Annotated in this window: 33 protein-coding genes; 16 read left to right on the forward strand and 17 right to left on the reverse strand. The window is 40.6% G+C overall.

The features are described from left to right. Positions 1–72 precede the first annotated feature (72 nt). The 13 genes from JIG37_RS13660 to JIG37_RS13720 form a co-directional block, all read right to left on the reverse strand. Entirely contained in the window at positions 73–858 is a 786-nt protein-coding gene (locus JIG37_RS13660) for a hypothetical protein (RefSeq protein ID WP_199529584.1), read from the reverse strand. Between the two features lie 54 nt (positions 859–912). Continuing rightward, the gene (locus JIG37_RS13665) at positions 913–3864 is read right to left on the reverse strand and encodes a tape measure protein (RefSeq protein ID WP_199529585.1); all 2952 of its coding nucleotides are present in this window, start codon (positions 3862–3864) and stop codon (positions 913–915) included. Then, positions 3824–4174: a hypothetical protein gene (locus JIG37_RS13670; RefSeq protein WP_199529586.1), complete on the reverse strand. Its 351-nt coding sequence runs from the start codon at positions 4172–4174 to the stop codon at positions 3824–3826. The genes JIG37_RS13665 and JIG37_RS13670 overlap by 41 nt, the downstream gene beginning before the upstream one ends. Before the next feature lie 20 nt (positions 4175–4194). After that, entirely contained in the window at positions 4195–4521 is a 327-nt protein-coding gene (locus JIG37_RS13675; protein ID WP_199529587.1) for a hypothetical protein, read from the reverse strand. 8 nt (positions 4522–4529) lie between these two features. Beyond that, positions 4530–4715, reverse strand: a complete 186-nt coding sequence (locus JIG37_RS13680) for a hypothetical protein (RefSeq protein WP_199529588.1) — start codon at positions 4713–4715, stop codon at positions 4530–4532. 4 nt (positions 4716–4719) lie between these two features. Beyond that, a complete protein-coding gene (locus tag JIG37_RS13685) occupies positions 4720–5616 on the reverse strand; it encodes a hypothetical protein (protein ID WP_206769748.1) in 897 nt (298 codons plus the stop codon). Next, entirely contained in the window at positions 5613–5816 is a 204-nt protein-coding gene (locus JIG37_RS13690; RefSeq protein WP_199529589.1) for a hypothetical protein, read from the reverse strand. The genes JIG37_RS13685 and JIG37_RS13690 overlap by 4 nt, the downstream gene beginning before the upstream one ends. Continuing rightward, positions 5813–6256 carry a hypothetical protein gene (locus tag JIG37_RS13695; protein ID WP_199529590.1) on the reverse strand — a complete coding sequence of 148 codons (444 nt, stop codon included), beginning with the start codon at positions 6254–6256 and terminating at the stop codon, positions 5813–5815. The genes JIG37_RS13690 and JIG37_RS13695 overlap by 4 nt, the downstream gene beginning before the upstream one ends. Positions 6257–6278: 22 nt before the next feature. After that, positions 6279–6701 (reverse strand): phage virion morphogenesis protein, encoded by a 423-nt coding sequence (locus JIG37_RS13700; RefSeq protein ID WP_199529591.1) that lies wholly within the window; start codon positions 6699–6701, stop codon positions 6279–6281. Positions 6702–6703: 2 nt separating this feature from the next. Beyond that, positions 6704–7171, reverse strand: a complete 468-nt coding sequence (locus JIG37_RS13705; protein WP_063705188.1) for a phage protein Gp36 family protein — start codon at positions 7169–7171, stop codon at positions 6704–6706. Positions 7172–7246: 75 nt separating this feature from the next. Further along, on the reverse strand, positions 7247–8182 hold the full coding sequence (locus JIG37_RS13710; RefSeq protein ID WP_199529592.1) for a capsid protein: 936 nt from the start codon (positions 8180–8182) through the stop codon (positions 7247–7249). A gap of 40 nt (positions 8183–8222) precedes the next feature. Next, positions 8223–8618, reverse strand: a complete 396-nt coding sequence (locus tag JIG37_RS13715) for a hypothetical protein (protein WP_199529593.1) — start codon at positions 8616–8618, stop codon at positions 8223–8225. 4 nt (positions 8619–8622) lie between these two features. Beyond that, a complete protein-coding gene (locus JIG37_RS13720; protein ID WP_199529594.1) occupies positions 8623–9759 on the reverse strand; it encodes a hypothetical protein in 1137 nt (378 codons plus the stop codon). Between the two features lie 143 nt (positions 9760–9902). On the opposite strand from JIG37_RS13720, the gene JIG37_RS13725 reads away from it, so the two are divergent. Continuing rightward, the gene (locus JIG37_RS13725) at positions 9903–10121 is read left to right on the forward strand and encodes a hypothetical protein (RefSeq protein WP_199529595.1); all 219 of its coding nucleotides are present in this window, start codon (positions 9903–9905) and stop codon (positions 10119–10121) included. Between the two features lie 58 nt (positions 10122–10179). Continuing rightward, positions 10180–10545 carry a hypothetical protein gene (locus tag JIG37_RS13730; protein WP_199529596.1) on the forward strand — a complete coding sequence of 122 codons (366 nt, stop codon included), beginning with the start codon at positions 10180–10182 and terminating at the stop codon, positions 10543–10545. 230 nt (positions 10546–10775) lie between these two features. Here the strand turns inward: JIG37_RS13730 and JIG37_RS13735 are convergent, their stop codons facing one another. After that, positions 10776–11237: a hypothetical protein gene (locus JIG37_RS13735; protein ID WP_199529597.1), complete on the reverse strand. Its 462-nt coding sequence runs from the start codon at positions 11235–11237 to the stop codon at positions 10776–10778. A gap of 156 nt (positions 11238–11393) precedes the next feature. Here JIG37_RS13735 and JIG37_RS13740 point away from each other — a divergent pair, with 156 nt between their 5' ends. Beyond that, a complete protein-coding gene (locus JIG37_RS13740) occupies positions 11394–12092 on the forward strand; it encodes a hypothetical protein (protein WP_199529598.1) in 699 nt (232 codons plus the stop codon). On the opposite strand, the gene JIG37_RS13745 is transcribed toward JIG37_RS13740, so the two are convergent. From JIG37_RS13745 to JIG37_RS13755, 3 genes are all read right to left on the reverse strand, one after another. Continuing rightward, complete coding sequence (locus tag JIG37_RS13745) at positions 12085–14712, reverse strand: ATP-binding protein (protein WP_199529599.1); 2628 nt, start codon at positions 14710–14712, stop codon at positions 12085–12087. The two genes, JIG37_RS13740 and JIG37_RS13745, sit on opposite strands and share 8 nt — an antisense overlap. A 122-nt stretch (positions 14713–14834) precedes the next feature. Then, a complete protein-coding gene (locus JIG37_RS13750; RefSeq protein ID WP_199529600.1) occupies positions 14835–15356 on the reverse strand; it encodes a hypothetical protein in 522 nt (173 codons plus the stop codon). Positions 15357–15369: 13 nt separating this feature from the next. Continuing rightward, positions 15370–15843 carry a helix-turn-helix domain-containing protein gene (locus JIG37_RS13755; protein ID WP_199529601.1) on the reverse strand — a complete coding sequence of 158 codons (474 nt, stop codon included), beginning with the start codon at positions 15841–15843 and terminating at the stop codon, positions 15370–15372. Positions 15844–15983: 140 nt separating this feature from the next. On the opposite strand from JIG37_RS13755, the gene JIG37_RS13760 reads away from it, so the two are divergent. Genes JIG37_RS13760 through JIG37_RS13820 form a run of 13 tightly spaced genes read left to right on the forward strand, consistent with a single transcriptional unit; the run spans position 15984 to position 22963 of the window. Continuing rightward, positions 15984–16304, forward strand: a complete 321-nt coding sequence (locus tag JIG37_RS13760; protein ID WP_199529602.1) for a hypothetical protein — start codon at positions 15984–15986, stop codon at positions 16302–16304. Between the two features lie 35 nt (positions 16305–16339). Continuing rightward, positions 16340–16804, forward strand: coding sequence for a hypothetical protein (locus JIG37_RS13765; protein WP_199529603.1), 465 nt, complete (start codon positions 16340–16342; stop codon positions 16802–16804). Between the two features lie 13 nt (positions 16805–16817). Next, positions 16818–17738, forward strand: coding sequence for a hypothetical protein (locus JIG37_RS13770; protein ID WP_199529604.1), 921 nt, complete (start codon positions 16818–16820; stop codon positions 17736–17738). Positions 17739–17747: 9 nt separating this feature from the next. Continuing rightward, on the forward strand, positions 17748–19412 hold the full coding sequence (locus JIG37_RS13775; protein ID WP_182396344.1) for a Mu transposase C-terminal domain-containing protein: 1665 nt from the start codon (positions 17748–17750) through the stop codon (positions 19410–19412). Then, positions 19402–20658 carry an AAA family ATPase gene (locus JIG37_RS13780; protein ID WP_199529605.1) on the forward strand — a complete coding sequence of 419 codons (1257 nt, stop codon included), beginning with the start codon at positions 19402–19404 and terminating at the stop codon, positions 20656–20658. The genes JIG37_RS13775 and JIG37_RS13780 overlap by 11 nt, the downstream gene beginning before the upstream one ends. Positions 20659–20694: 36 nt before the next feature. Beyond that, on the forward strand, positions 20695–21054 hold the full coding sequence (locus tag JIG37_RS13785) for a hypothetical protein (RefSeq protein ID WP_063705220.1): 360 nt from the start codon (positions 20695–20697) through the stop codon (positions 21052–21054). Further along, a complete protein-coding gene (locus tag JIG37_RS13790) occupies positions 21051–21449 on the forward strand; it encodes a phage protein GemA/Gp16 family protein (protein WP_063705222.1) in 399 nt (132 codons plus the stop codon). The genes JIG37_RS13785 and JIG37_RS13790 overlap by 4 nt, the downstream gene beginning before the upstream one ends. Then, positions 21450–21647 carry a hypothetical protein gene (locus JIG37_RS13795; protein WP_199529606.1) on the forward strand — a complete coding sequence of 66 codons (198 nt, stop codon included), beginning with the start codon at positions 21450–21452 and terminating at the stop codon, positions 21645–21647. Further along, on the forward strand, positions 21644–22051 hold the full coding sequence (locus JIG37_RS13800; protein ID WP_063705226.1) for a Mor transcription activator family protein: 408 nt from the start codon (positions 21644–21646) through the stop codon (positions 22049–22051). The genes JIG37_RS13795 and JIG37_RS13800 overlap by 4 nt, the downstream gene beginning before the upstream one ends. 9 nt (positions 22052–22060) lie before the next feature. After that, positions 22061–22363 (forward strand): hypothetical protein, encoded by a 303-nt coding sequence (locus JIG37_RS13805; protein ID WP_199529607.1) that lies wholly within the window; start codon positions 22061–22063, stop codon positions 22361–22363. A gap of 9 nt (positions 22364–22372) precedes the next feature. Beyond that, a complete protein-coding gene (locus JIG37_RS13810) occupies positions 22373–22624 on the forward strand; it encodes a hypothetical protein (RefSeq protein WP_199529608.1) in 252 nt (83 codons plus the stop codon). After that, a complete protein-coding gene (locus JIG37_RS13815; protein WP_199529609.1) occupies positions 22611–22802 on the forward strand; it encodes a hypothetical protein in 192 nt (63 codons plus the stop codon). Before JIG37_RS13810 ends, JIG37_RS13815 begins: the two co-directional genes overlap by 14 nt. Continuing rightward, complete coding sequence (locus JIG37_RS13820) at positions 22799–22963, forward strand: hypothetical protein (protein ID WP_199529610.1); 165 nt, start codon at positions 22799–22801, stop codon at positions 22961–22963. The genes JIG37_RS13815 and JIG37_RS13820 overlap by 4 nt, the downstream gene beginning before the upstream one ends. Positions 22964–22972 lie beyond the last annotated feature (9 nt).

Genomic DNA, 22972 nt, shown 5'->3' on the forward strand with positions numbered 1-22972 from the left:
AAGTAAAACACTGGTAACGAGTATAAAATTTAGGGGATTAGCTTTCGGCTGGAAAGGGGTTTACATCGTAGACTAGTGGTCTTTTATTATTTTAAAAATGGAGTGTCTTCGAATTATTGGGCACTCTGATAAAAGCTTAAGAATCATATCGTCGATAGATAGCAAAAACAAATCAATAAGGGTACTTTTTATTTCAGGTTTTTTATTATATTTTTGTATAAAATCCATAATATCTATGAATCTAATTATTGGCCTAGCCATATCGCTTTTTGGCAGATCCATGAAATACTGATTCATCAATTCGTGCTTGAATAAATCAAAGACTAAATCATTGTCAGTTTTACCCGTTAAAGTAGTTTGAGGTATAAAGTCTGGTTTTCCAAATTTTGTTATGCATTCCATGTGTGTGAAATCATTTAAAATACAAAAAAAGCGATACTTTCCTTTTTTAGGATCTATTCTTTCCTCTTTAAGAATCTCGTACAGAGGCATTTTTTCATTTTTATTTGAGTTCTTTAGTAAACGTTCAAAGGCATCATTCTTTTGCTTAATTGAAATACTTCTATCGAGTGATTTATTTGTAGCATCTAACATTGCTGCAATTATTTTTATAGCTTTTTCTAACTCCAACACTGAATTTGTCGCTTTCAGCTCTTTTTTACTTGTTTCCCAAGTGAGATAAATCAAGACAGACGTAATAGCCAATAGCGGGGGCGTTAGGATTCCATTAAAGTAAGTGGCAGTATTAACCCAGTTTTCTATAGGGGTATCTAGATTAAAACTAAACTGATCAAAGAAATAACATAAAACACTTAAAAGTATGGTCACCAATACAAATATATAAATTAAAATACCCATTACCGTTCCCTCGCTTAAAAATTCCTTTTTACACGAATCTCAATCACTTAACAACTAAGCAGCGCCACGTATTGAGCGAATAATAGCCCCATTACTTTGAATGTTCGCTACTACAACACCTACCACTTCACGCGCAATGTCTTGGCCAATAAGCTGAGCACTTTGTTCATTTGCTGAGCCTTTTACGTTAATTTGGTTTGTTATATTTAACGTAACACCACGACTAACTGAATCATTGGCTGCAGCAGTTCCTGCGTTATAGCGGCGCGCCATTTGGCTAATTTCAATGTTTTGTTTAGGACTTAGTACACGCTCACCACGTTGTAACACATAGGTTGATTCATTAGGTACGTAATCTAAACCACCGTGCGCAATACCTGCAGGCTGTTGATTTTTAATTTGCCTAACTTGCTGTAAACCTAGACCGACTGCAGCAGCTGCAGCGACACCACCTAGCACAGGGCCCACAATAGGAATACCTGCAAGTGAGTTAAATGCAGCGGTGGCACTTTGATAAGTATTGATAATAGCTTGTGCTATAGCAAACGCTTTATATGTTTTAAACGCCGTTTTGCTTTGGCTTGCCATGGTTTTGAATGTTGCAGCACCTAAACCAACAATTGCTTGTGCTTTGTCTGCTTCAGTTTGTTTTTCAAAGTTAGCAAAGGCAACAATGTTACTTTGTAAGGCACCGGCATAGCGGTTCTTAATTTGAAATAAACGCTCTTGGTGTGCAGCCTCATCAGCTTCACGCTGAGAATAATAGCCGGCAGCTGCATTTAATTCAGTTTGACGTTCGAGATCACGAATTTGATTATCAGCGTTGTATTCTAGTTCGCCACTTTCATCGTTAGCAGCCAAACCTAAAGTAGCGCGGCGTTTTGCATCAACTCGTGCTTGTTGCTTTGCTTGCTCAACACGTAGCTCATTATTATAGGCCGCTAGTTGCTCTCTATCAGCGAACCCTTTAATAATCGCTATACGATTCTCTAGATCTCTGCGTAAGTCATTTTTACGTTTTTCTTCCGCTTGGTTTTGAATACGAATTTTTTCAGCTTCACGCTTTTCTACTAAAGCCTTTACATCGTCAGAGTACTTTGTGTCTAACTGTTTAAGAATGGCATCGTATTTTGCTTTATTAGCTACATCGTTTTCACGGGCAGTGATCACCATTTGGCGCTGTTTGTCGTAACTGATCTTTAGCCTTGCTTCCTCACCCGCTAAGCGCTCTTGTAACCGTTTTATATTCTCTGGTAATTCAGATGCAGATTCAGGTTGGTCAGACTTAGGTGCGGTCCACTTAATCTCGCTTAAGTTCTTTTCAAAGTTAGCAATCTCAGTGGCCGTGTCCATTAACTTAGCGCGTAACTCTGTTTGCTTATCAATGTACGATTCTAAACTTCTAATTTGACGGCTATAGGCCGATGCAGCACGCCCAGTAGGTGCTTGGTCTTGTTGCGCTTTTAAATCAGCAATTTTACTATAGGCATCTTCAATATTTTTACTGTATTTACTGATTTCATTTTGATTATTACGCAGCTGTGTAGTTGCTTTTTTATTGGCAAGTGTGTCAAAAGCAGTAGAAAGATCATAAAGGTTTGTTTCAAGCTTTTTAGCGGCTACGCTTGATGTGTCACTTTGACTAGCAAAGTAGGCAAGGGCAAGGCCAGCGGTCATGATCACACCGACAGGGCCACCTAAAAAACCCATGGCAACATTTAACCCTCGTGATGCAATCGTTGCTCTAGTCGCCGCTACAGTATAGGCATTAGTCGCTGCAGTAAGGTTCGCTTCAGAGGCGGCAGCTCTATTGTTCGTTGCTGCTAAACGTGTAATGGCCGCTGCACGTGTACCTGCAGTTGATGCAGCTGCTAGTTGGCGTTTTGCCGCTGCATTTTCATATAACGCACGTTCCCGCTCAGCAATCGCATTTACTTTGGCTTGTTTAGCCAGGGCAGCATCAGCAAGTATTGCTTGGTTTTTTGCGGCTACATTTGCAATGTACCCTTGCGCACTTGCAGCCAAGCTTGACACTAAACGCCCAGCTAGAACTGTTGCTAACGCGCCTGTTGCAAATACTAAGTCGTCTAGAACCTCTTCGTTGTCGCGCAAATAAGCCATCGTGTCAGTTATACTGCTTACAACACTGGTAACAGCAAAGTTAACTGGCTCTTCATATTTACGTATTAAACGCTGGTATTCATTGCCCATTTCAGCAAAGCTTGCGTTTATCTTGCCTTCAGTCGCTTCAGCTGCACCGGAATAATCTTCTAGCGCTTTGATCAAATAGTTTTTGAACATTTGGCTTGTTACTTGGCCATCGTTCACCATTTGTCTAAAACCGCCAGCGGCTTTACCTGCTGCTTTATCGAGTTTTTGTAATAAGCCAGGCATTGGCTCAGTGACTTGATTTAGCTCTTCAGCACGTAACACACCCGCAGTCATACCTTGTGTCATACCAAACAAGCTTTGGCCTAGTTGTACATTACTAGCACCTGTTTTAGCGGCTGCATTCGCCATACCTTCAAGTATTGCAATGCCTTGCTCTTGGGTAACAACACCTGCATCTTGCAGGGTTAATATTTTACTGTATGAATCGGCGAGGGTGGTGTAACTGGTATTCAGTCGGTCAGACGTTTCAAATAAATAGGCTTGCACCTTTTCATATTCACGCACTGAGCTTGTTAAGCCCTTTAGGCGGGTATCGAGAAGTTGTGCAGCACCGGTATCACGTACAAACATCGTCGCGGTACCAATACTAACAAGGGTAGTGAGCGTTGCACCTAATTGGCCGTAAGCCGTATTCATTAAACCGAGCTGGCGTGTCATCGCGCCTTGTTGGCGCATCACCGCTGCTTGGCTTACACCTAATTGTTGGTTAGCTGCACTTTGGCGATGTACAGCCTGGTTAATTCGGTTTAGTTCGTTTACGTTCTGGCGAGCACCTGCAGTAACAGCTTTGCCGTCATAACTTAAGCGTAACGCCAAATTCAAGTTGTTGCTCATCAGGTCGCCTTATTAATCCAATTATGGTGCGCTCAAGGGTTTGTACTTTGTCAAAGTCGGGTGGGGTTAGTGTTATGTTTGCATAGCGCCATGCAATATCAGCCCTGGCATAATCAAGGGCAAACTCAACCCCGTTATTATCTAACTGCCATTGACTCGATGCGGTGGTTATAGCGATTACTGCAACGTGATTAGCCGGCAATACAAATAATGTGTCGTCTTTGTCGTTTTTAGGCGCTTCCTTTATTGGTGCGCCAAAATGGGCTTCGTCGTCATCTAATGTTTGGCTTTGTGTTGCTAGGTCGCCCACAAACCACCTAGCAACATCGTTTAGTTTTTTTCCTGTACACGGTATTGCGCGTTAATACACTCAACACTTAACCGTGCGGTTAAACCTGGATACGCAAGCATTTCTTCAAGTGTGTCGGTTGCAAAGGGTACTTGTTTGCCTTCGTCAACAAACTCATCCCAGCCAATAAGTAAGTCACGAACAATTTCCTTATCATTCGCGCTTTGTTTGCCAGTAAGTTCTTCAAGCGTTTGTTCATCAACAATTTTAATCTTCGCTGTGAATTTGAACTGCACCCCCGCAAAGGTAAAATTTAACGGCGCTTCAGCTGATGTGTTTTTCAATTCTTCTAAAAGCTTTAATTTCATTTTTAAGTTCACTTATATGCATTAGTCAGTCGTTTAGCCTCATCCTTTGCGGCTTTATGACTACTAAATTTAAGAATGCCACTGCTATCTTTGCAGTAACTTGGCGCTTTTCCCTTTGGCTTTGCAATTACGGTGTAAAATTCAACGATCCCTGTTTTAGCGATTTTTTTTACTTTGACGGCTTTAAAACGCATGGTATTACTCAAATACGATGGTTAATTCATCGTAACCAGCACCACTGGGTACCAGCTTCCCATCAAACTCATAACCGGTTAATTCAGAATCTAAACTTGTGTATTTAGGGTGTGGCATTTGATAACGGCCAATAATGGTCACTTTTTTACCCGCAGCTGTACCGTGCGTAAATTCGAACATCTGAACTTTGCCAACATCATCAAAAGGGTTGAAGCTGGCCAGTTCTTCAGCTGTAAGCGTAAAGTTGGCACTGCTTTCATGACTGGTGATCATAATTTCTTCATGGTTAATGGCGCGGTCAAATACAACGTTATTACCTAAATCAACGGTAAGCTTATGTAGGGTCCGCTTTACATCATTTAACTTAAAGTCAGAGCTATTACTTACACCCAATACTTCAGGGCGAACCCATCGGTCCCAATCCACGGCAGGTGCAGCAGCACTTGCAATAGGCGCACTAAATAAGCCTTTAAATTGCCAGTTAAGCATTGGCTTACCTTTTTCAAGCTGTAAGCTCACATTGCCTTTCATTTCACTAATTTCATGCGTGTTCTTACCAAAGCGAACTAAGCATTTAACTGCTACAGCTGCACCTTTGGTAAATGTCACGCTGGTAGCATCAGCCACTTGCACCATGCCACACGCAAGTAATAAAGGTGCGAAGGCAGGTTCATTACCTGCCGTGCCGCTCATAGCAAGAGGCGTTTTAAAGTTAAGGCTGATATGTTCACCGTAAAACGTTTCTAGGCTTGCACCGCTATAGCTTGTTTCTAGCTCGTCTTTTTCGCTTTCGTTCTCGATGGCAAGTTCAACTTCACTTGCGTAAATTGCATGCATGCCTGTGAGTGTGGTCCCTAGGGCATCTGCTAAAATTAATTTATCTTTAAAGCGCCAGCTCATGATTTACTCTCCACTTTAATTAACTCGCCATCTTTCAAGTTAAATGCACCTGCAAGCTCTGTTCGAGATGCCTTATTACTAGAAAGTACCTTGTTTACATTGTTCGCAATGGCCATAGCACGAGACACTTTAGGCTGGGTAATAACAACGCCTTTTTCTGGTGCGGGTTTTGTCGATTGCGATTCGGTTTGTTTGCTCATGGCATCACCTTCACAGTTACGGTATGAATACCAGTTACACTAAACTGGCACTGATAAATTAAGTTATTTGTTTCTTTGTTAAGCTCAACAGTGCGGCCTTTATCAAGCTTAATCGGGTCCCATCCTTGAAACTGGCAACCGGCTATGGCTTCTTTCACTTGGCCTCTTAACTCTTTAATTTCGGCATTACTCGTTGCGTTGCCTGTTAGGCAAGGGATAACAATCATCACAGCAAATGTTTCATGTACCTGGTATTCATCAAGCCCTAGTACTTGGTTTGTGTTCTGGTTATCTTCAGCAAGGGGCAAAACAAATAGATGCGAACTATGCACCGCACGTTTTCTCACTTCGTTAAAGTCACTTGAAAACCCAAGCGTTGCTCTAATTGCAGATTGTTTAAGGACGGTTTCGACCTTGTTTAAATCAAAGTTAAATGACATTTAAACCCTCTTTAAACTCACTTTAAATTAACCAGTCTTCAACGATGTCGTTAATTTCAGCTTCTTGTATTGCTGCAATACCGAGTATTGGCCGTGCAGGTAGCTTTACGTTTTTATTGCGGCCTGTTTCACCACCAAAGTGGTGTATAGCGGCATACTTTTCACCCAGGCCATGCACTAACGTGTTATAGCTTACGTTGTGTGTAACAGAGCCAGCTAAACTGCGTGTATCGGTTAGTGTTAAACCACCACGGTCTTTTGCAGCTTGTGACTGCTCCCACTTACGCCCTTCAGGTGTCATTTCACGTAAAAAGCGGGTGGTGACGTCCATGTCTAAAAATGCGCCGATATCGTCCAATACATCGGTAGCTCTTTCACTGGTAGTTGCAATTTGGCTCAGGCGGGGCAGTGCATTACCCGATATATCGATAAATACCCCAGCCATCGTTAGTACCTGTCCCAGTCAAATTGAGAGCCTGCAGCTTTTGTTCGCATCCCAGTTCTTGAGCCTGCAGGCGCATCTTCCTTAATTTGGATCACACCTTTACTAACTTTGTCTAATAGGGCCATGGCCTTTTTACTCAGTTCTTTAAGGTGTTCGTCGGCAATATTGGTTGCCAATTCGCAGTGCATTAAGTCAATCGCAATGCCTGGCAACACCGACGTGTTAATATCGTCTTGTGTTAACTTGAAACGTGCTACAAAGCCCGTAATAGTGGCGTTAACGTCTTTTTGTGCTTCGCTGTACCAAGCAGCAATCTGCTGTTGCAACTCTGTTTCAGGCTCACCCAGTAACGCCGTTTCCACATCATCACGGGTAGGGTATGCACCTGGCTCTGCAAATTTTGCAGATACAAATTGCAACAGCACATTAATGCCAATTTTGTCGATAACTGTTTGAGTTGTCGTAAACATACATGCCTCAGTTAGTAAAAAAGGCTCTTAGGAAACTAAGGAGACTAAGAGCCTTCACAGGGAACAACGCGTTAATTAATTCGGTTTAAGTACATTGGTTAGTAAGATGCCGCAGTCTTTTGCAATAATTTGCTCTTGAACGGCTTCACCAACCATGATTTCAACGCCGCCATTTAAACCAGCTGATACATCACGATTGCCTGACGTTCGTGCGCCGTAACGTGCAGTCAATGCGAATGTCATTCGGTTATTTTGGAACGACGCAAGCGGGTCGTGATAGGTAAACGATAAGCTGTCTTTCCATGCACTTTGTAGGTTTACTTCTTGGCCTTTTTTAGCTGTATTTAAACGCGCTTGGCCAACTGTCACATGCTCAAGTTCGAGTGTTTCTTTAATGTAGCTCCATGGCACTAAGCCCTGGTCTCCACTCGTACCATTAAATGCTTTAAGCAATTTAGGGTGTGTTCGTAACTTGGTAGCAACCTTTTGTGATAAGGTCATCGCGTTTGGACGCATTAACGGCTCATCAAGCATTTCAAGGAAGAACGGCAAGATATCCAGTGTTGGATCATCTAAAAACTTAAAATCTGCAGCAGCAAGAGAGTGGTTATAGCCAAAGTTAGCGGCTTTGTTATACAGCTCAGCAACACGAACTTCACGTTGAAGAAGTACAAGATCTGTTAAGCTTTCAGCCGCATGAGTGCGCGGGTTATAGTTAGCTGGTGCATTAGCTACATCATCATTTGGAATAATGTCAGACAGACCATAGTCAGTCACTGAGCCTGTTTTTTGTTCAACACCAAATTCAACTTGGTTAGGACTCGATTTACGGCCAATTTTAGAATCGGTCAGCGTAAATTTTTCACCTTTTTTAAATTCAGTCCATTTGTATGTACGTAAATTGACGGGTGAATAAGGCGCTAACTGATCAGCAACTAGCGCTCGATTTCGATAAGCAATGGCAATAGCCGTTTGCTCTGTATCGGGTGTAAATGGCATACCATTACTCATGGCAAAATCCTTAAATAGTTAGTTTTAATTGCCCAAGCGCTTAAGCGCTTGGAATATTTGCTACAAGATGCGGGTTCAGAAACACATCACCAATCGTGCCTGCGGCTCCATCTTCCATAACCCAGCCAGCAACATATAGCTCGGCTTCACCAACAAAGTTTGCTACGTCAAATGCAACGGCTTTGCCTTCTGCATCTGCAATCACAGGTGTGCCAGCTACAAGCTCTTCACCAAATTCAACCGGTGCGCTTTGTGTCATAACAACATCAATGCGTAGGTGGTCATCGGTTCCTTGCTCTGTTACACCTGCAAACATGGCATCAGCACCAGTTGCTAACGCAACTTGAAAGTCAGCGGCTGCAGATACAATGCAGAGGCGATTAGGGGGAATTTCACCCTCTGAGCTAAAGTTTCTAATAAATCCTGGTTGCGCCATGGTTTTATACCTTCTTAATGTGGTCTAACGCAGACGAGATACTAATCATATTGCCTTTGTCAGATTGTGACTTTTGATACTCAAGCGCTTTAGCAGCGAGCGTTTCAGCTGTGTCGTTGCCGTCTTCGCCGTTTGTATCATCTTTACTAAACTCGCTGGTTAAGCCTGTTTGCTCAGGTAAGCCTTTTAAAAAGCCTTTAAACCATTCTGCTGGTTTAAGCGTTTTGCTCTCACCATCCGCTGCAGCGAACTCAAACGTTGTGTCGCCATCGTCTAGGCTTGCCATAAACTCAGCAACGCCATCTGTGTTAGTTAAGCGTGGTGCATCACCACTGTTAACTTCGTCAGTGATAAACGTCTTAGCTGCTGTTACACGCTGGTTGTATTCAAGCTGCTTGTTCTTGGCATTGGCTGCATCAAGTTGGTCTTGAAGTGCCTTCTTTTCTTCTTCATCCATCGCATTGTCCTCATTGGTCTGGGGCGTGGTGTCATCATCACCACCTTTACTAAATTCGGCGTTACCTTTGGCTCGCTCATGCTCAGCAATAATGGTTTCTTCTTTTAACCACTCTGATTCGTATTCAGGCACAACTTTATCTGCCGCTTCACTACCAAAACGGTCAGTAATAAAGTTGCGTAAATTGCCCATAAGGCGAGTGAGGGTGTTTGATGTGCGTAGCGATATACTGTCCATATCACCAGCAGCAAATTCAAAGGTAAGGGTGTCGGCATTTTCATCCTGGTTAAATTGCCAGGCTAAACCGTCAACAGCAGGGGGCTTGCCACCTAAGTAACCAATGTGGGCAAGTTTGTAGCCGTTTTCGACTTTTTCTAATTTAACTGAGCGGTTAGGGTAGCGCTTATCTTCAACAGCTTGTGCAAACTCGCTGCTTACTTCATCTGCTTTAGCGTAAAGTACGCCGCCTTCGGCTTTTAGTTCACTGGCCCAACCCCATGCAGGTGAATCCATTTTAGGGTGGCCGATTACAAGCGGGGCAGTTTTAGGTGTGAAGTTAGTAACAACGCTATTTAAATCAGCGTTACTAAAAGTTTGGGTATTGCCTTTGCTGTCTGTTTGGGTACCAGCTTTAAAAACTTCAAACCAATCGAACTGTGTATTTGTGCTTGCTTTCTTTGCCATGATGTAAGTGCCAAAAATGAATTAACTGGCACCTAGTTTATGAATCAAAGAAAGGGGAGACTGCTGGAAAAGACTTTACAGCTAAGGGTATGGGGTAACTAATATAGGCTAAGCGGGTATCAAAAAAGTCGCAAGGAATTTTTATGGCCCACTGTTCAAGTTGTCAAACAGATCTAACGAAAGACGAGCAAACATATCTAGATGATCAATGCTCTGACTGTGAGTATGAAAGCCATGCTCAAGCATGTTCGTTATGTACATTTTGTAGTTCACCGCTATACACACCCGTAAAACGTAATGGCGATTTATATTGCTCTGATAAATGCTCACATAGCAAGGAGCAAAGGCGAGGCAAAAAGTAACCTAGATTTTAGGAACAAGCTTGCTATATTTAAATAAACTCACTACCAAGGAAAGGTTATGCTTCAACGATTCAACCTAAAGTCATTTAACAAAATGCTGTACATCATAATTGCGGCTCTCGTTTTATACATAATTGGTGTATTTGTATATATGGCTTTAAATAACCCAGCCAAATACCAATCAGCAAACCCAGATGAAGCTTACCCACAGCTATATGCCGGACTTACCAAAAAGTTATTATCAAATCCAAGCACTGAGTTTATAAATGAATTAAAGCTGGCTTACGCAGACAGGGTAATAACAGAAGATGAATTCACACACCTGGCGTTAAAACATAACTTAGATATCTCAGTTGATATGTTTTTAATTTTTGACGAAACCAAGCAAGAATTTCATAAAACATGGCTGCAACATAAATCCTAAGTTTAAATTAGAGTTAAACCAAGTTTAAACCATGTTTAAATTCAACTGAGAGCGTTTAAACGATTTAAACACGAGCCATTACAGCCAATCACTAAAACACACCCCTTAAAATCGCTTACAGGCGTTTTACCCTTTATTTAAAACTGTGCTAAAAAAATAAGCCCCCTTAGTAAAAAAACTAAGAGGGCTTAACCCAACATAAAAAAGGGAAGATAAATAAACCGCTTGATTTATTTGATGCTATTTTTGCTCATCTCGAAAGCAAGATCACAGGCAATTAAGTCATGCTGGCTTAGAGAGCCACCACCCGCAGCATAAGCAGCAATAAGCAATGGGCGGTTACTGTATTGTATGCCCATTTGCTTGCATTCCTTCTTAACCAATTCAACAATACGTTTGCTAATCACCAGCGACTCATCAACCGTCATTCCATGTAAAGTACTCTTTAGTTCAACCGATTGAGTTACAGTTTCTTCTGGCGAGGCTATTGGTCCTGCAAATTCAAAATTAGCGTCAAGATCAGCAACAGAAATAGTTTTAGGATCTGTGATAAAAAGCGCATCGTCCAATATAACAACTTCTCTTACATGCGGCTTCTGCAAATAGACGTTCTGCTCAGGTAAAAAAATTCTAAACCAGTAGTGCCCTGGTAGTGTGGGCTTTGTTTTTTTCCAGGTTAAGTTAGTCATCATCGTTCTCCGCTCAATTAATAGGGTTTAAAACAAATAGAGTTTTTGAGCGTCTAAGATATCGATAGGTGGTAACAACTGCTGCGGGAAAAACCTTTACATACAAAAATGCTGTCGATAATGTAATCAATTGGTTGAACAAATTAATGGGATCATATTATGGAAAGCATTTTTCCTGAGTCAAATAAACCAAAGTTAAATGAACGGAATCCACAAGGAATGATTAAGTATCACCGCCTCCAAAAGTGGTGGTTAAATGAATTAACTGCTTCTGAACGCTCACGTATCCGAGATCAATATACCCCAATAAGTGGTAGTAAAATTGACGATGGTCTATATACAAACTCAAGTAATAGCACAGTAAAGTTCCTCAAAGAATTGGGTAGTTGGTTTTCTTCAAAGGAAGGTGATAGGCCATTAGCTGAGAAAATTTACAAAGAGGCTGAACGTAATATAAATGTTTCAACTTCAGTAGTGGATATGCATTTCTTATACGGTCGAATGCTTGAGTTGTTCTATTTGAACAGAAATAAAGGCAATTATTATGAGTTAGCAAAGGAATATGCTGTAAAGCAGATTGACTTAGCAACCAATGTTTTAAAGCAAATGGAACAAGAACATATAAGAATTATCTCTAAAACTGCACAAAGGGAAGGTTTATCTGTATTGGATTTTCCTTTCAGAGCCCCAAGCCACTCAGGGTACAAGCAACTTGCGATTGTTTATAAAAAGGAAAAACGTTGGGATGATGTGATCTTGTTATGCGAACAAGCAATTACTCAAGGTTGGTGTGGCGATTGGGAAAACCGTGTTGATGAAGCCATAAGAGAGAGGTTAAAAGAAAAAGCCCCTAACTAGGGGCTTTTTCACTTTTAGATTCCTGAGCCTTTGGCTGAAGTATCACAGGGAACTCAATCACAACACTTGTGCCATTTCTACTAGAATACCTTTTAATCTGCGTTTTATAGTCTTTTGCTATTTTATCCATAACATACTTACCAAGACCAAAATTAACTGACCAGGCAAACATTGAAAGGCCAATACCGTTATCTCTAACTTCTAGTCTAAGCCTATTACTTACTTTATTTAGATGTACGGTAATCTTTGATGCACGAGCATGTTGAAATACATTCTCAACAGCATGATACAGTACAGTGTATATGTCGCACTGCAGCTGCTTGGTTAAAACATCTTTGCCAAGAGTAATATTAAATTCAGCTTCTATATCTGGGCGTTGGATACATTTAACGTGCAGCATATCAATTGCACCCGATAGATCGTTATGGCCTAAACTTGCGTGACTATTTGCAATTGGGTTTAAAATATCGTGTGCTTTTCTAAGCTTAACTAAGCCTTCACAAACCATTGTTTCATCACCACCACAAAGAGTAATACCATTCGCTAAGTTAAGAGCTGCAACACTTAATCCTTCTCGCTGTAGCTGCTTTTGATGTGACTTAAATACACGGTGGAAGCTCTGAAGCCAAAATAAGATAAATAATGTAGACATAACTACAATTACAACTAACACAAAAACATACATCAACATTGCTGTATTTGAGCTATACCAAGGGCCCTTAACAAAGAACCTAAATGACTTAGGGGAACTCCAAACAGCGCCATCTAATTTACTACGATACTCTAATTTATAATCATCAGGGTTTAACTTGTTAAGCTGAATTAATGGGGTAGGGATATCGTGCCATTCACTATCATTCAATCGATATTGATAGCTTATGTGATCGTTTAAAGTGTAACTGTAATTAGTAAGTGCAATATCAAGCCAGCTTGAGTTATTAAGTCGTAAACTCACTGGGTTTAAATATGTTTTATCATTTGTTTTTACGTAACTTATAGTGCTGTCTGCAATCTTGCTCTGCTTTTTCCTCTCGACTTTAATAACGCCTTGATTGCTTGCTGCAATAATCTTATCACTAATAGACAAAATACCATTTGGGGTAAATGAATGATCTTCTGTCCCTTCGATAAGAGAAGTAAACTCGTCATCAACTTTAAATCTGTGAATTCCTTGATTAGTTGATAGGTATAGTTCCTGACTTAATGAATGCAGTTCATTAATGTATTGAGGGCTTACAATAGCAGTCCATTGACCATCAACTTTTTTAAACAGGCCGTTACCATAAGTTGCTGCGTAAAGTGTGTTTCCTAGTAATTGTACATCTGCAACAGGTGCATACATTTCTAATTCTATTGCAACTTCACCTTTATCGTTCAGTGATACAAGGCCTTTCTGGTTTGCGATGTAGAGCTTGTCATCAAGACGCCTTACTGACCATACAATTTCATGCGGTAAAAACTTATTAATATAGCCAGAGCTAAGCTCATTTAGCGATAAATCAAAAATCTTAACGCCAACATCATTTGTAGATAAATATAATGATTGCTCAATAAGGTTCAAGTTTATGACATAGCCGTCAAAGAATTTGGTTACTTTAGATGTGTTTAAATCAACAGCATATGCACCGAGATCAGTTGCGATATAAGCTGTGTTATTCTTTTCAATGACTGCAGTAACAGAAAAACCTGTTGTTGCTATCTGCTTGTTTATTGTCTCAAGTTCATTGTATTTACCATCAGCGTATACAAATAACCCTTCATCTGTTCCTACCCAAATATCATTATTTACATGAGCAAGGATATTATAAATTGATGCAGCTTCTAACCTATCAAGTTTTACTTTTGAAGAAACAACTTCAAAACTATTTACATCAAGTGTCCATAGGTTCTGTTCATCGTCGACAAATAGATCTTTGTATGCATGGGGGCGTGGGTTTATACCTTTTCTTAATAAAGACAGTTGAGTTATTTCTACCTGATTAATTGAACCTCTATCTACATAGTAGAGAAAATAAGGTGGCGCGTATCGTAAATGCCGAGCATTTTTAATTTCCGTGTTCTTTATTTTCACATCGTTTAAATACGAATAAGAAACTAAATGATCGTTTAAGAAATAAATTGCGCCATATGGGGTCGCAACTAATTCACCTTTAGTAATTGTTGAGTTATCGATTAACCTTGAAGTGTTTCCATTAACGATATAAACACCATCATTAGCCATTACATATCCATGACTAGATGATGCAGCAACATCGAACAGCTTGTGCTTTTTACTTATTGGTTGACTTGTTTGCATGCTAACTAGATCAAGTAAAGTTAACTGTTCTCTACCTAGCATAAATAATTGAGTTTCATTCGCAGCAAGTTTATTGGCCACAATGTCAGTTAATTTTGTTGCCTTGAGGTTATTGAGATTAAAGCGCCAAACTTCTTTGTCATTATAAGCAATGTAAAGTAAACCAGGCTTTTGGTAAATCACATCACTAGTCCACCTTCTAGGCAAATTAGAAATCGTAGATAAATTTAAGTAGTGGTTACCATCAAAACGATAGACACCATCATGTGAAGAAAAATAAATATTCTTGTTGTCATCTTGCGCCGCTGCATTTAAATGTTGCATGTTAAATGCATTCAAATGAAAACAAACAAATGTAGCAAAAAGAAAAGTTATAAATTTTATCATAATGGTGTCCATCGTATTATTTAGCCAACCTTGTTGGCTTACACTTATCCTGGTGAACTTTATTGTGCTGATGTAGCGATGTGGTCACGAGAACCACAATAAGCTCTTACAACAGGTACTGTAGAGCTTGCTTCAACTTCATCACTAGTTACTGATGTTAATGAATTTGTTGAATAATTTAACGTTTTATTAGTACTTTTTGCTATACCACTTTCATACCAATTTTCGGTAGCGTTTTCAGGTGGAGTCACAACCAAAAACGTTGGCTTTCGTGGATCGCTTTCATCAACTTTATTATTCCAACTGGCAAGAATCTGTTTACCAGCAGATGGACCATATAAGGACGTAAAGGCAGTAGCCAGTAGATGTGCACCTGCATCACTGGTGATAATCATGGCAGTCTCTGAAAAGTCACTACCACAATCAAAACTCATATCTACATTAAGAAGGGAATTATCAGGAAGTAAAATATCAGCGCTCATATACTGAATAATAGCGCGATCTCTTAAAGGTTCTTGGGCGAAAACACTACAAGTTACTAGTGCTAAACCAATTAACATACCAAATGTATTCTTAAACATATAATTTTCCATTTTAGGCCATATACAACGCTCCCTCAGCAATCGTTTTAACAAACACTTCATTCAAATTATGCTCAAACGCCTTTTGAATTAGCATTGGTCTCAACTTTTTACATATAGCAAGTTCACGTTCCGCAGGCAGATTTTTTGTAAATAATAGTTCCTCTAAAATCTTATCTACCAATGCATTAGCAGCTAACAAATCATCAACTCCCAACACTTTTGTAGACTCTTCAGAGGCGTTTTTATTGAAATCAGTCTGATGTTTCACGTTTACATTAAAAACTTTATCAAGTGAGATCCCACGCTTAACACAAGTATTAACGATAGCGTTATAGGGTAGAGTGTTTTTCTTTCTCGCTGTTGAAACACCAGAGTGTGACAACCCTAGCTCAAGAGAAAGCGCTCTATCACTTCTCACATCAAAAATTTCAGTTAAACGATCAAATACGCTGAAATCAATATCATCAATAGTAGTGTCAAACATATCGGTCAGTCAATGCCTTTTTTATATTACAATATATTTTTATAATTTATATTGACGTCCTATTAATTAGTCACTAGAGTAAAAAGTGAAAGTATGACTAATAAATTAGACGAAACAATTTTACATAGGATTAATTTAGCATGACTTTAAAACAAATGACATTTGATGAAATTAAGAAAAGCCTAAAATCACGCGATATAAATTTCACTGATATTGCTAACGCTTTAGAGGTAAGCCTCGGTCACGTTACCAATGTAGCCCGTGGTTCAGCACATTCTAAGAATGTTGCAAACGCTATTTCACTTTCTCTAGGGAAGTCGCTTACTGAAGTATTCGGCAATCAATACGACGGTTCAACTAAGCGAGGCCCTAAAGACCGTACAGAACGTAAGCAGGTTATCTACGAAGCCCTTAGAAACCAACAGCCAGTACCAGCACCACATAGCATGGCGCAGCAATAAGCAACTTTATAGGTTAATTTCAGGGAATTTTTACCATGACTAATCAAACAAACGCTTTTAAAAGTTTATTACACGAAGATGTGCCACCTGAATGTGATGTTTATCACAAGTTTTGCCAATCAGTTAACGTATGTATTCGTCGTAGTGGATACTCACGAGCTCAACTAGCTGATCGTATGAATTATGCGTCAACAAATAATTATCAGGTTGATGAAACTAAGCTAAATAAATGGTTTGCACCAAGCCAGGCAGTGCAAATGCCTGTGCACTTGCTTTCGTCATTATGCTGGGCACTTCAGTCAATAGAACCCGCTACAATTTTATTGTCGCCCTTACTGTTTCTACCTGTAGATAAGAGAGCTCAAATGCTGCAAAAGCATGCTGAGTTGCAAATGGGGATTGAAGCAATGAAAAAAGACCAACAATCCATCCTTTCTGAATTATCTCAGGCTGCACCTGACTCACCTCAATTTGAAGTTTCAGACTTTATAGAAGAATAACCAAGGCTTAATTATGACTATCAAAGACCAAGATCCGTCTGAAATTCAGGTTTTCAGTGCTGAAGAGCAACAGCAACTTACAGCAAAGATCGAAAAAATGGCGGGACAAATTCAATTAGTTATTCCTGACACTATTGAAGAAGCATGGCAAGAAGTTGTTCGAATTGGAGAGAGAATCCTTGTTGATACAGCTAAACATGGGCTCTTATTACTTTCAATTAAAGTTAACACCCCTCATGGCGAATTTATAAATCAGCTTGAAAAACTAGGTATTGGGGAGCGTAACGCACGAAATTCAATAGCTGTCGCTAAGATGTTTTTAGCTCTGCCCGAATCAAAACGGCAGACGTCTGCCGTTTTAAACATGAACAAAAGCAAGCTTATTGAAATGGCGCGCTTACCCGTTGAAACGGTTGAAGCACTCGACGAAGACGACCTAGAAACACTTAACGAGTTATCTGTACGTGAGTTTCGTAAAGAGATTAAAAAACTCAAAGAGAAACAAGATGACTTACAAAATGATAATGCCACGCTTATTAACGCGCTTGAAAACGAGCGATTAACCAAAGCACCTAAACAACGCTACGAGTTACCAATACTTGTTGCACAGGTACGCCAAAACGCATTTGCACATAGCGCCATTGTGAATGAATCCCTTGAAGAGTTCATAACCATGGTTGAGCAATTATGTACAAGCCGCGACCTAGATCAAAACCACCGCATTGGCGGCGCTCAAACTACATGGCACTTATGGCTAGGTATTCAACAGCGAATTAACCACATGCTTAACCGCTTAACTGAAGAGTTTGGTTCAGAGAACCTAGTAGGCGCTGAGCAAATTCCACACTTCGCAGAAGACGAATGGCAAGACGCACAAGCTAACCGTGAATACATGCTTGCCATGTTTAACGACCGTATTAAAACCCGCGAGTAGGAGAGAGTAATGCATCCTGCAGTTCAAAAATTTAATAACTTACCAAGTACGGGCTTAGAACTAACCTGGCAAAACGCCAGTGAACCAGCACGTAAAAAAGCCCAAAGCAGAGCTGTACTGGTTCGTCACTTATTAACCCAAGAGGGTGGTTTACCAAAAGCATTTGCAAATTTAGTGTCAGAGTACCGTGGCAACACAGCAATTAGCTCTGTAACAACAGCAATTAACGCATTGGGTAAATTGCCAGGGCGCGCAACAATTTATAACTGGTGTAATGCTTATAAAGAAAACGGCATTAATGGTTTATTGCCAAACCATAAAGGCAAAGCCCAAACACAATACAGCTGGCTTGCACGTTGTTTAGAACTTTACCACAGCCCAAATAGCCCTAGCTTTGCGCAAGTGTCTGATCAATTAAATAAAGAGGGCTACAAAGCAGAGCACCATCAAGTACGCCGTTTTATTAATGGCTTACCGCACGAACTAGGCCCACAAAGCCCTTACCGTATGGGTGCTAAGTTGTACCGTGAAAAGCATAAAGATCATTTATTGCGCTCAACAGAAAACATTAAGCCTGGTGTTTTATATAACGGCGATGGCCATACGCTTGATGTTTATTTAGCGCACCCTAAAACTGGTAAGCCTTACCGCGCAGAGCTTACTGCATTTCAAGATGTGGGTAGCCGCTGCATTGTTGGCTGGGAACTGGGCTATGCAGAAAGCACGTTAGATACGCTTGCAGCAATAAGCCGTGCTATCAAAGTACACAACAATGTACCTGCCATGTTTTATCTAGATAACGGCTCTGGCTATAAAAACAAATTAATGAACGATGAAACAACCGGCTTTTATGCTCAGTTTGAAATCGACGTTATTTTTGCCATACCAGGTAATGCACGAGTTAAGTGGATAGAACGCTTTTTCTTACACATGGAAGACCGCGTTGGTAAACGTTTTAGTACTTACTGTGGGCGTGATCATGATGACCGCCATAAGCAACTTATCTTAAAAGAAGCAAAGCAGGGTAAACGTAAACTACCGACTGTAGATGAATGGATAGCCGAGTTTAAAGCCTTTTTAAATGATTACCACAACAGTGAACACCCAGAAATAAAGGGTAAAACACGCCAGCAAGTGTGGGACGAAGGCTTAGAACGTGTACCACCAGTAGAAGACGATTTTGTCATGCTACCGCGTGAAAAAGTAAATGTTCGCCGTGGTCGCTTCCGCTTGCACCAACGTGACTACAGCGCTGATTACTTACACCAGTTTAACGGGCAAGAGCTAATTGCTGCATACGACTTACACGATGACAGCTACACCAAGCTTTATAAGTTAAACGGTGAGTTCTTAATGTTTGCAAACCTTAAAACCAAGTCGCATGCCGTACCTACATCGCGTATCGAACAAGCCGAAAGCAAACGCCGTGAAGGCCGCTTAAAACGCTTAGATACCAAACGCCGTGAGGTTGAAGCACAAGAAGCAAATGATCGCATTATTGATATTAAAGCGGTTGAAGAACTTGCAGCCCCTGCGACCCCAGCAATTGCACATAAACAAGAAGTTAACGTGTTTGAGTTCGATGTAACACCGACTAAACCACAACACGAAATTGACTTAGACGAATTACTCGATCAACCAACTACACGCAAGGAACAAAGCTATGAGCTATAAAATCCCATTTACCTATTCAGACGAGCAAAAACTTCGTGTTGAGCTGATCAACCAAGAAATGTCGACGTTAGGTTTAACACCTGAAAAATTAACCTGTGGTTATGCACTGCAGTCAATTAAAGAAACGCTGGCTTTTACATGCACCATCGATCCGCAAAAGATTATTGATGCACTGTGGCAAGAGCTTTTTAACGAAGCCAGCATTAACGATATAAAAAAGCGTAATGACTTTAACAAATCGTACTCAAAGGCAGACCGTGATTTATGCACACGCATTTGTTTACGCCTGCAATCGCCTGAAATCCGCGACCAAAACATTACCAGCGCGAGTATTGCTGCCAGCATGGGTAAAAGCGCTGCAACTATTAGCCAGCTTATTAATGGTAAATACAATGCAAAACCAAGTAAGCATTTGCATGACATTTGGGCCATTTTACAACCTGCAGAACTTGATCAACCTAAGCAAGCTGCAAAACAAGTAGCAGAGCCTGAAGAACGTAAGCAGGTCAGTATTGTTTACGGTAAGGTGCCGTTTATTCCTACTAGCACTTCTAAGCTTATTGCGATGGCTTGCGACCAAGCAAGACAGCGCCGCCGCTTTAGTGTGTTTGCAGGCCAAGCGGGTTTAGGTAAAACAAAAGGTATTAGCGAGTATTGCCGCAATAACAAAGAAGCCATTTTAATTGCCGGCAGTGAACAAACCAGCAGTACACAAGTACTCGATCAATTAATCCTGGCATTAGGCTTGTCACGTTGCCCAAGCGCCTACAAAAACATGCAAAAGATTATCATGGCGCTGCGTGATACAGACCGCCTGATCATCTTAGACGAAGCCGATAAGTGCAAACCTAACGCACTTGACCCGTTACGCACTATCAGTGACCAAGCCATTGTGGGTGTAACCCTGGTAGGCAATATTCAATTAGTCGACAAACTTCAAACACAAGAACGCTACGAACTCATTGCAAGCCGTGTGTGCTTTTGGCCAAAACCAATCGGGCAAGTAACGGTTGAAGATATTCAAACCCTATTCATTGAGCTAACCGAAGGAACAATAAAGCTTGCAAGTGACGATGCAGCTTGGTGGCAATGGCTTCACAAGCGTGTTGAAGGCAATGCCCGGGAGTTAGTAGAAAACCTATTACCGCATGTTTTAAACCATGCCGCCAAAAAACCAGATGTTGCGATCGATAAGTTACTTATCAATGGCATTTTCAGTTCAGTACTAAACAAACCAGCAGTTTAAACGTTAGTTAAACACCATTTAAAGAAGGATTAAATCATGGCATTTTCAATCAAATTAAACACACCGCGTTATTCAGCTGAGCTTGCGTTTAGCTCTTTAGTGACTAATGCAGTAATGCTTGCTCTTTTAGCTAAGAAAGACCCACAAGGTGAGCTAATCGATAAATGCAACGGCAACATTAAAGCGGCCTTCGCCACGCTTGCAGCAGATAAGCTTTTTAGCATTCACCATGTTCATGAGGTGAATGGCCCAGCGCATACCGCGCGCCGCTTTAACACTATTTGTCGCGAGTTCCCGCTTATTTTTACTGAAGGCATGAAAGACTGGGGAATTAAGATTATCTCGTTAGAGGCATCACCTCACTTTGAAATTCAAATGTTGGAGGAAAGCGCGTGAGTAATTTGATCCAACAAATCAAAATTGCGCAAAAGGCGGCGGGTATCGATCAAGATACCCACCAACTTAATGTTGCGTATATTTCTAACCAACGCACTAACACGTGTACTGGTTTAACAAAGCTCGAACAGCAGCAGCTGCTTGCTCGTTACCGCGCAATGAACCCAAACGCAGGCAAAAAGCAATTACCACCACAGCTTAAAATGATTTATAGCCTATGGGGGCAATTACACAGAGCCGGTGCTGTAAATGTTGACTCTAAAAGCGCGTGTGAATCGTTTTGTGAAAACCACTTACAAGGTAAAAAGCTGTATCAAAGCGCCCAGCAATGGCCGCACATCATTGAAGTACTTAAACAATGGTTAGCACGCCATAAAGCAAAGCAGGGGGCTTAAATGCCTAATTACGAAGACTATCAAAACTTCACTATCAACCCGCGTAAACAGCCTTATAGCGAGGTAGATAGAAAGCGCCCAGTTAAACCTGAAGACCAACGTAAGTGCCGTATTCGTCGTGATGTTGAAGCGTACCATCAACAGCGCGCAATCGATCGAGAACACGGCCTTGACTACTTATGGGATGAACAGTCATGAACAAACCTGAGTTAGATTTACGCGCATTGCCTTATGGCTTGCGCAAGCTTGTTGAGATATTAGGGGTAGATAAAACAATAGCACTACTCACTGAACACCAGGGCCAAATGTTTTATATACCGCGTAAGCCAACAGCTAACCATGAGGCCGTAAAAATTTTTGGTATTGAGTTAGTACAAGCCCTGGTTGATGAATACGAAAACAAGCATTACCAAATGCCAATGCTGCATAAAGTACTTCAGCAAATTCGCAACCAAGAGATTTGCTACGCGCTTGATAATAAAACCTGCAGCATTCAGCAGCTGGTAAAGCGTTTTAAGATCACGCGCCAACAAGTAAGCAGTATTTACAGCACGTATCAACAAGAACGTGTAGGCGAAACACAGTTAAATTTAAGTTTATAGGGGATCATCATGAGTACAAATACACAAGAAAAACCATGCAATTGTTTTAAAGAAACCCTAGATAGAGTTAAAAAACTCTATCTAGAAAAAGGCAAAGTGCCTGAAGGCGCTATTGATGTTGACTTTAGATGGCAAGGCCAAGGTTTTATTTTATCTGAAGGCGAGTTTGCACCAGTAAACCCAAAGATAGAAGTTAAGTTTCGATCCTTAAAAAGAGACGGTAGCCATGCTAAAAATATGAGTAAGGCTGAGGTTTCAATGATAGCTACTCATTGTTGCTTTTGCGGTCGCAAGTATCAACGAAATGAGTAAGGTGCATTTATGGAGCTTTTAAAAGACATTAAAGCGGAATGCCTGGCATTTTTTAATGGTGCAATCTTACGTAGTAAACCTGTTATTCACTATAAATGCCCTGAATGTAATAACACATTAAAAACCATGCGTCCCCCAAAAGGTGAGGTTTATAACGATCACACTGTATGTATCCATTGCTGGTTTGAGTTTATTCGAATTACTGATGGTGATGATGTGCGAACTCAAAGCTATCAAAAGCAAAAACATGCAAAACAATAACTTTGTGTTGCTCACTGCTTTGCAACTTAGTGGAGGAAAAAAGCCAAAGCAGTGGCAACTTGAATTTGGTTTAAGCCTATTAAACCGTTACATAAATCAACGCAAGTTATTTGGCCTAACAACAACAGGGTTAATGGCCGAATATCACGAAGCGTATAGAGAAATTAAGGGTAAATGATGGAACACAAGGAGCTTTTTGAACAATGGCTAATTACGCAGTTTGGCCCTGATCACTTAAGAGGTCTTTCGTTTGATGTAAAAAATGGATACTCAAGCCAAACAATCAATGCAATGTGGATTGGCTTTAATGCTGGCATTGAATTAACAAATAAGATTTAAGTGAGAAAT

The organism is Pseudoalteromonas sp. bablab_jr010 (assembly GCF_016464105.1).
GTDB lineage: Bacteria > Pseudomonadota > Gammaproteobacteria > Enterobacterales > Alteromonadaceae > Pseudoalteromonas > Pseudoalteromonas simplex.

What these genes read in the sequence shown, in the direction of transcription:
- JIG37_RS13805 (WP_199529607.1), top strand. Translation starts at nt 22,061, where the DNA reads ATGAGTACAAATACACAAGAAAAACCATGCAATTGTTTTAAAGAAACC.
- JIG37_RS13795 (WP_199529606.1), top strand. Translation starts at nt 21,450, where the DNA reads ATGCCTAATTACGAAGACTATCAAAACTTCACTATCAACCCGCGTAAA.
- JIG37_RS13690 (WP_199529589.1), bottom strand. Translation starts at nt 5,816, where the DNA reads ATGAGCAAACAAACCGAATCGCAATCGACAAAACCCGCACCAGAAAAA.
- JIG37_RS13820 (WP_199529610.1), top strand. Translation starts at nt 22,799, where the DNA reads ATGATGGAACACAAGGAGCTTTTTGAACAATGGCTAATTACGCAGTTT.
- JIG37_RS13725 (WP_199529595.1), top strand. Translation starts at nt 9,903, where the DNA reads ATGGCCCACTGTTCAAGTTGTCAAACAGATCTAACGAAAGACGAGCAA.
- JIG37_RS13775 (WP_182396344.1), top strand. Translation starts at nt 17,748, where the DNA reads ATGCATCCTGCAGTTCAAAAATTTAATAACTTACCAAGTACGGGCTTA.
- JIG37_RS13815 (WP_199529609.1), top strand. Translation starts at nt 22,611, where the DNA reads ATGCAAAACAATAACTTTGTGTTGCTCACTGCTTTGCAACTTAGTGGA.
- JIG37_RS13685 (WP_206769748.1), bottom strand. Translation starts at nt 5,616, where the DNA reads ATGAGCTGGCGCTTTAAAGATAAATTAATTTTAGCAGATGCCCTAGGG.
- JIG37_RS13715 (WP_199529593.1), bottom strand. Translation starts at nt 8,618, where the DNA reads ATGGCGCAACCAGGATTTATTAGAAACTTTAGCTCAGAGGGTGAAATT.
- JIG37_RS13695 (WP_199529590.1), bottom strand. Translation starts at nt 6,256, where the DNA reads ATGTCATTTAACTTTGATTTAAACAAGGTCGAAACCGTCCTTAAACAA.
- JIG37_RS13770 (WP_199529604.1), top strand. Translation starts at nt 16,818, where the DNA reads ATGACTATCAAAGACCAAGATCCGTCTGAAATTCAGGTTTTCAGTGCT.
- JIG37_RS13660 (WP_199529584.1), bottom strand. Translation starts at nt 858, where the DNA reads ATGGGTATTTTAATTTATATATTTGTATTGGTGACCATACTTTTAAGT.
- JIG37_RS13735 (WP_199529597.1), bottom strand. Translation starts at nt 11,237, where the DNA reads ATGATGACTAACTTAACCTGGAAAAAAACAAAGCCCACACTACCAGGG.
- JIG37_RS13745 (WP_199529599.1), bottom strand. Translation starts at nt 14,712, where the DNA reads ATGCAACATTTAAATGCAGCGGCGCAAGATGACAACAAGAATATTTAT.
- JIG37_RS13700 (WP_199529591.1), bottom strand. Translation starts at nt 6,701, where the DNA reads ATGGCTGGGGTATTTATCGATATATCGGGTAATGCACTGCCCCGCCTG.
- JIG37_RS13705 (WP_063705188.1), bottom strand. Translation starts at nt 7,171, where the DNA reads ATGTTTACGACAACTCAAACAGTTATCGACAAAATTGGCATTAATGTG.
- JIG37_RS13810 (WP_199529608.1), top strand. Translation starts at nt 22,373, where the DNA reads ATGGAGCTTTTAAAAGACATTAAAGCGGAATGCCTGGCATTTTTTAAT.
- JIG37_RS13675 (WP_199529587.1), bottom strand. Translation starts at nt 4,521, where the DNA reads ATGAAATTAAAGCTTTTAGAAGAATTGAAAAACACATCAGCTGAAGCG.
- JIG37_RS13720 (WP_199529594.1), bottom strand. Translation starts at nt 9,759, where the DNA reads ATGGCAAAGAAAGCAAGCACAAATACACAGTTCGATTGGTTTGAAGTT.
- JIG37_RS13800 (WP_063705226.1), top strand. Translation starts at nt 21,644, where the DNA reads ATGAACAAACCTGAGTTAGATTTACGCGCATTGCCTTATGGCTTGCGC.
- JIG37_RS13780 (WP_199529605.1), top strand. Translation starts at nt 19,402, where the DNA reads ATGAGCTATAAAATCCCATTTACCTATTCAGACGAGCAAAAACTTCGT.
- JIG37_RS13765 (WP_199529603.1), top strand. Translation starts at nt 16,340, where the DNA reads ATGACTAATCAAACAAACGCTTTTAAAAGTTTATTACACGAAGATGTG.
- JIG37_RS13750 (WP_199529600.1), bottom strand. Translation starts at nt 15,356, where the DNA reads ATGTTTAAGAATACATTTGGTATGTTAATTGGTTTAGCACTAGTAACT.
- JIG37_RS13740 (WP_199529598.1), top strand. Translation starts at nt 11,394, where the DNA reads ATGGAAAGCATTTTTCCTGAGTCAAATAAACCAAAGTTAAATGAACGG.
- JIG37_RS13730 (WP_199529596.1), top strand. Translation starts at nt 10,180, where the DNA reads ATGCTTCAACGATTCAACCTAAAGTCATTTAACAAAATGCTGTACATC.
- JIG37_RS13710 (WP_199529592.1), bottom strand. Translation starts at nt 8,182, where the DNA reads ATGAGTAATGGTATGCCATTTACACCCGATACAGAGCAAACGGCTATT.
- JIG37_RS13760 (WP_199529602.1), top strand. Translation starts at nt 15,984, where the DNA reads ATGACTTTAAAACAAATGACATTTGATGAAATTAAGAAAAGCCTAAAA.
- JIG37_RS13785 (WP_063705220.1), top strand. Translation starts at nt 20,695, where the DNA reads ATGGCATTTTCAATCAAATTAAACACACCGCGTTATTCAGCTGAGCTT.
- JIG37_RS13755 (WP_199529601.1), bottom strand. Translation starts at nt 15,843, where the DNA reads ATGTTTGACACTACTATTGATGATATTGATTTCAGCGTATTTGATCGT.
- JIG37_RS13665 (WP_199529585.1), bottom strand. Translation starts at nt 3,864, where the DNA reads ATGAGCAACAACTTGAATTTGGCGTTACGCTTAAGTTATGACGGCAAA.
- JIG37_RS13680 (WP_199529588.1), bottom strand. Translation starts at nt 4,715, where the DNA reads ATGCGTTTTAAAGCCGTCAAAGTAAAAAAAATCGCTAAAACAGGGATC.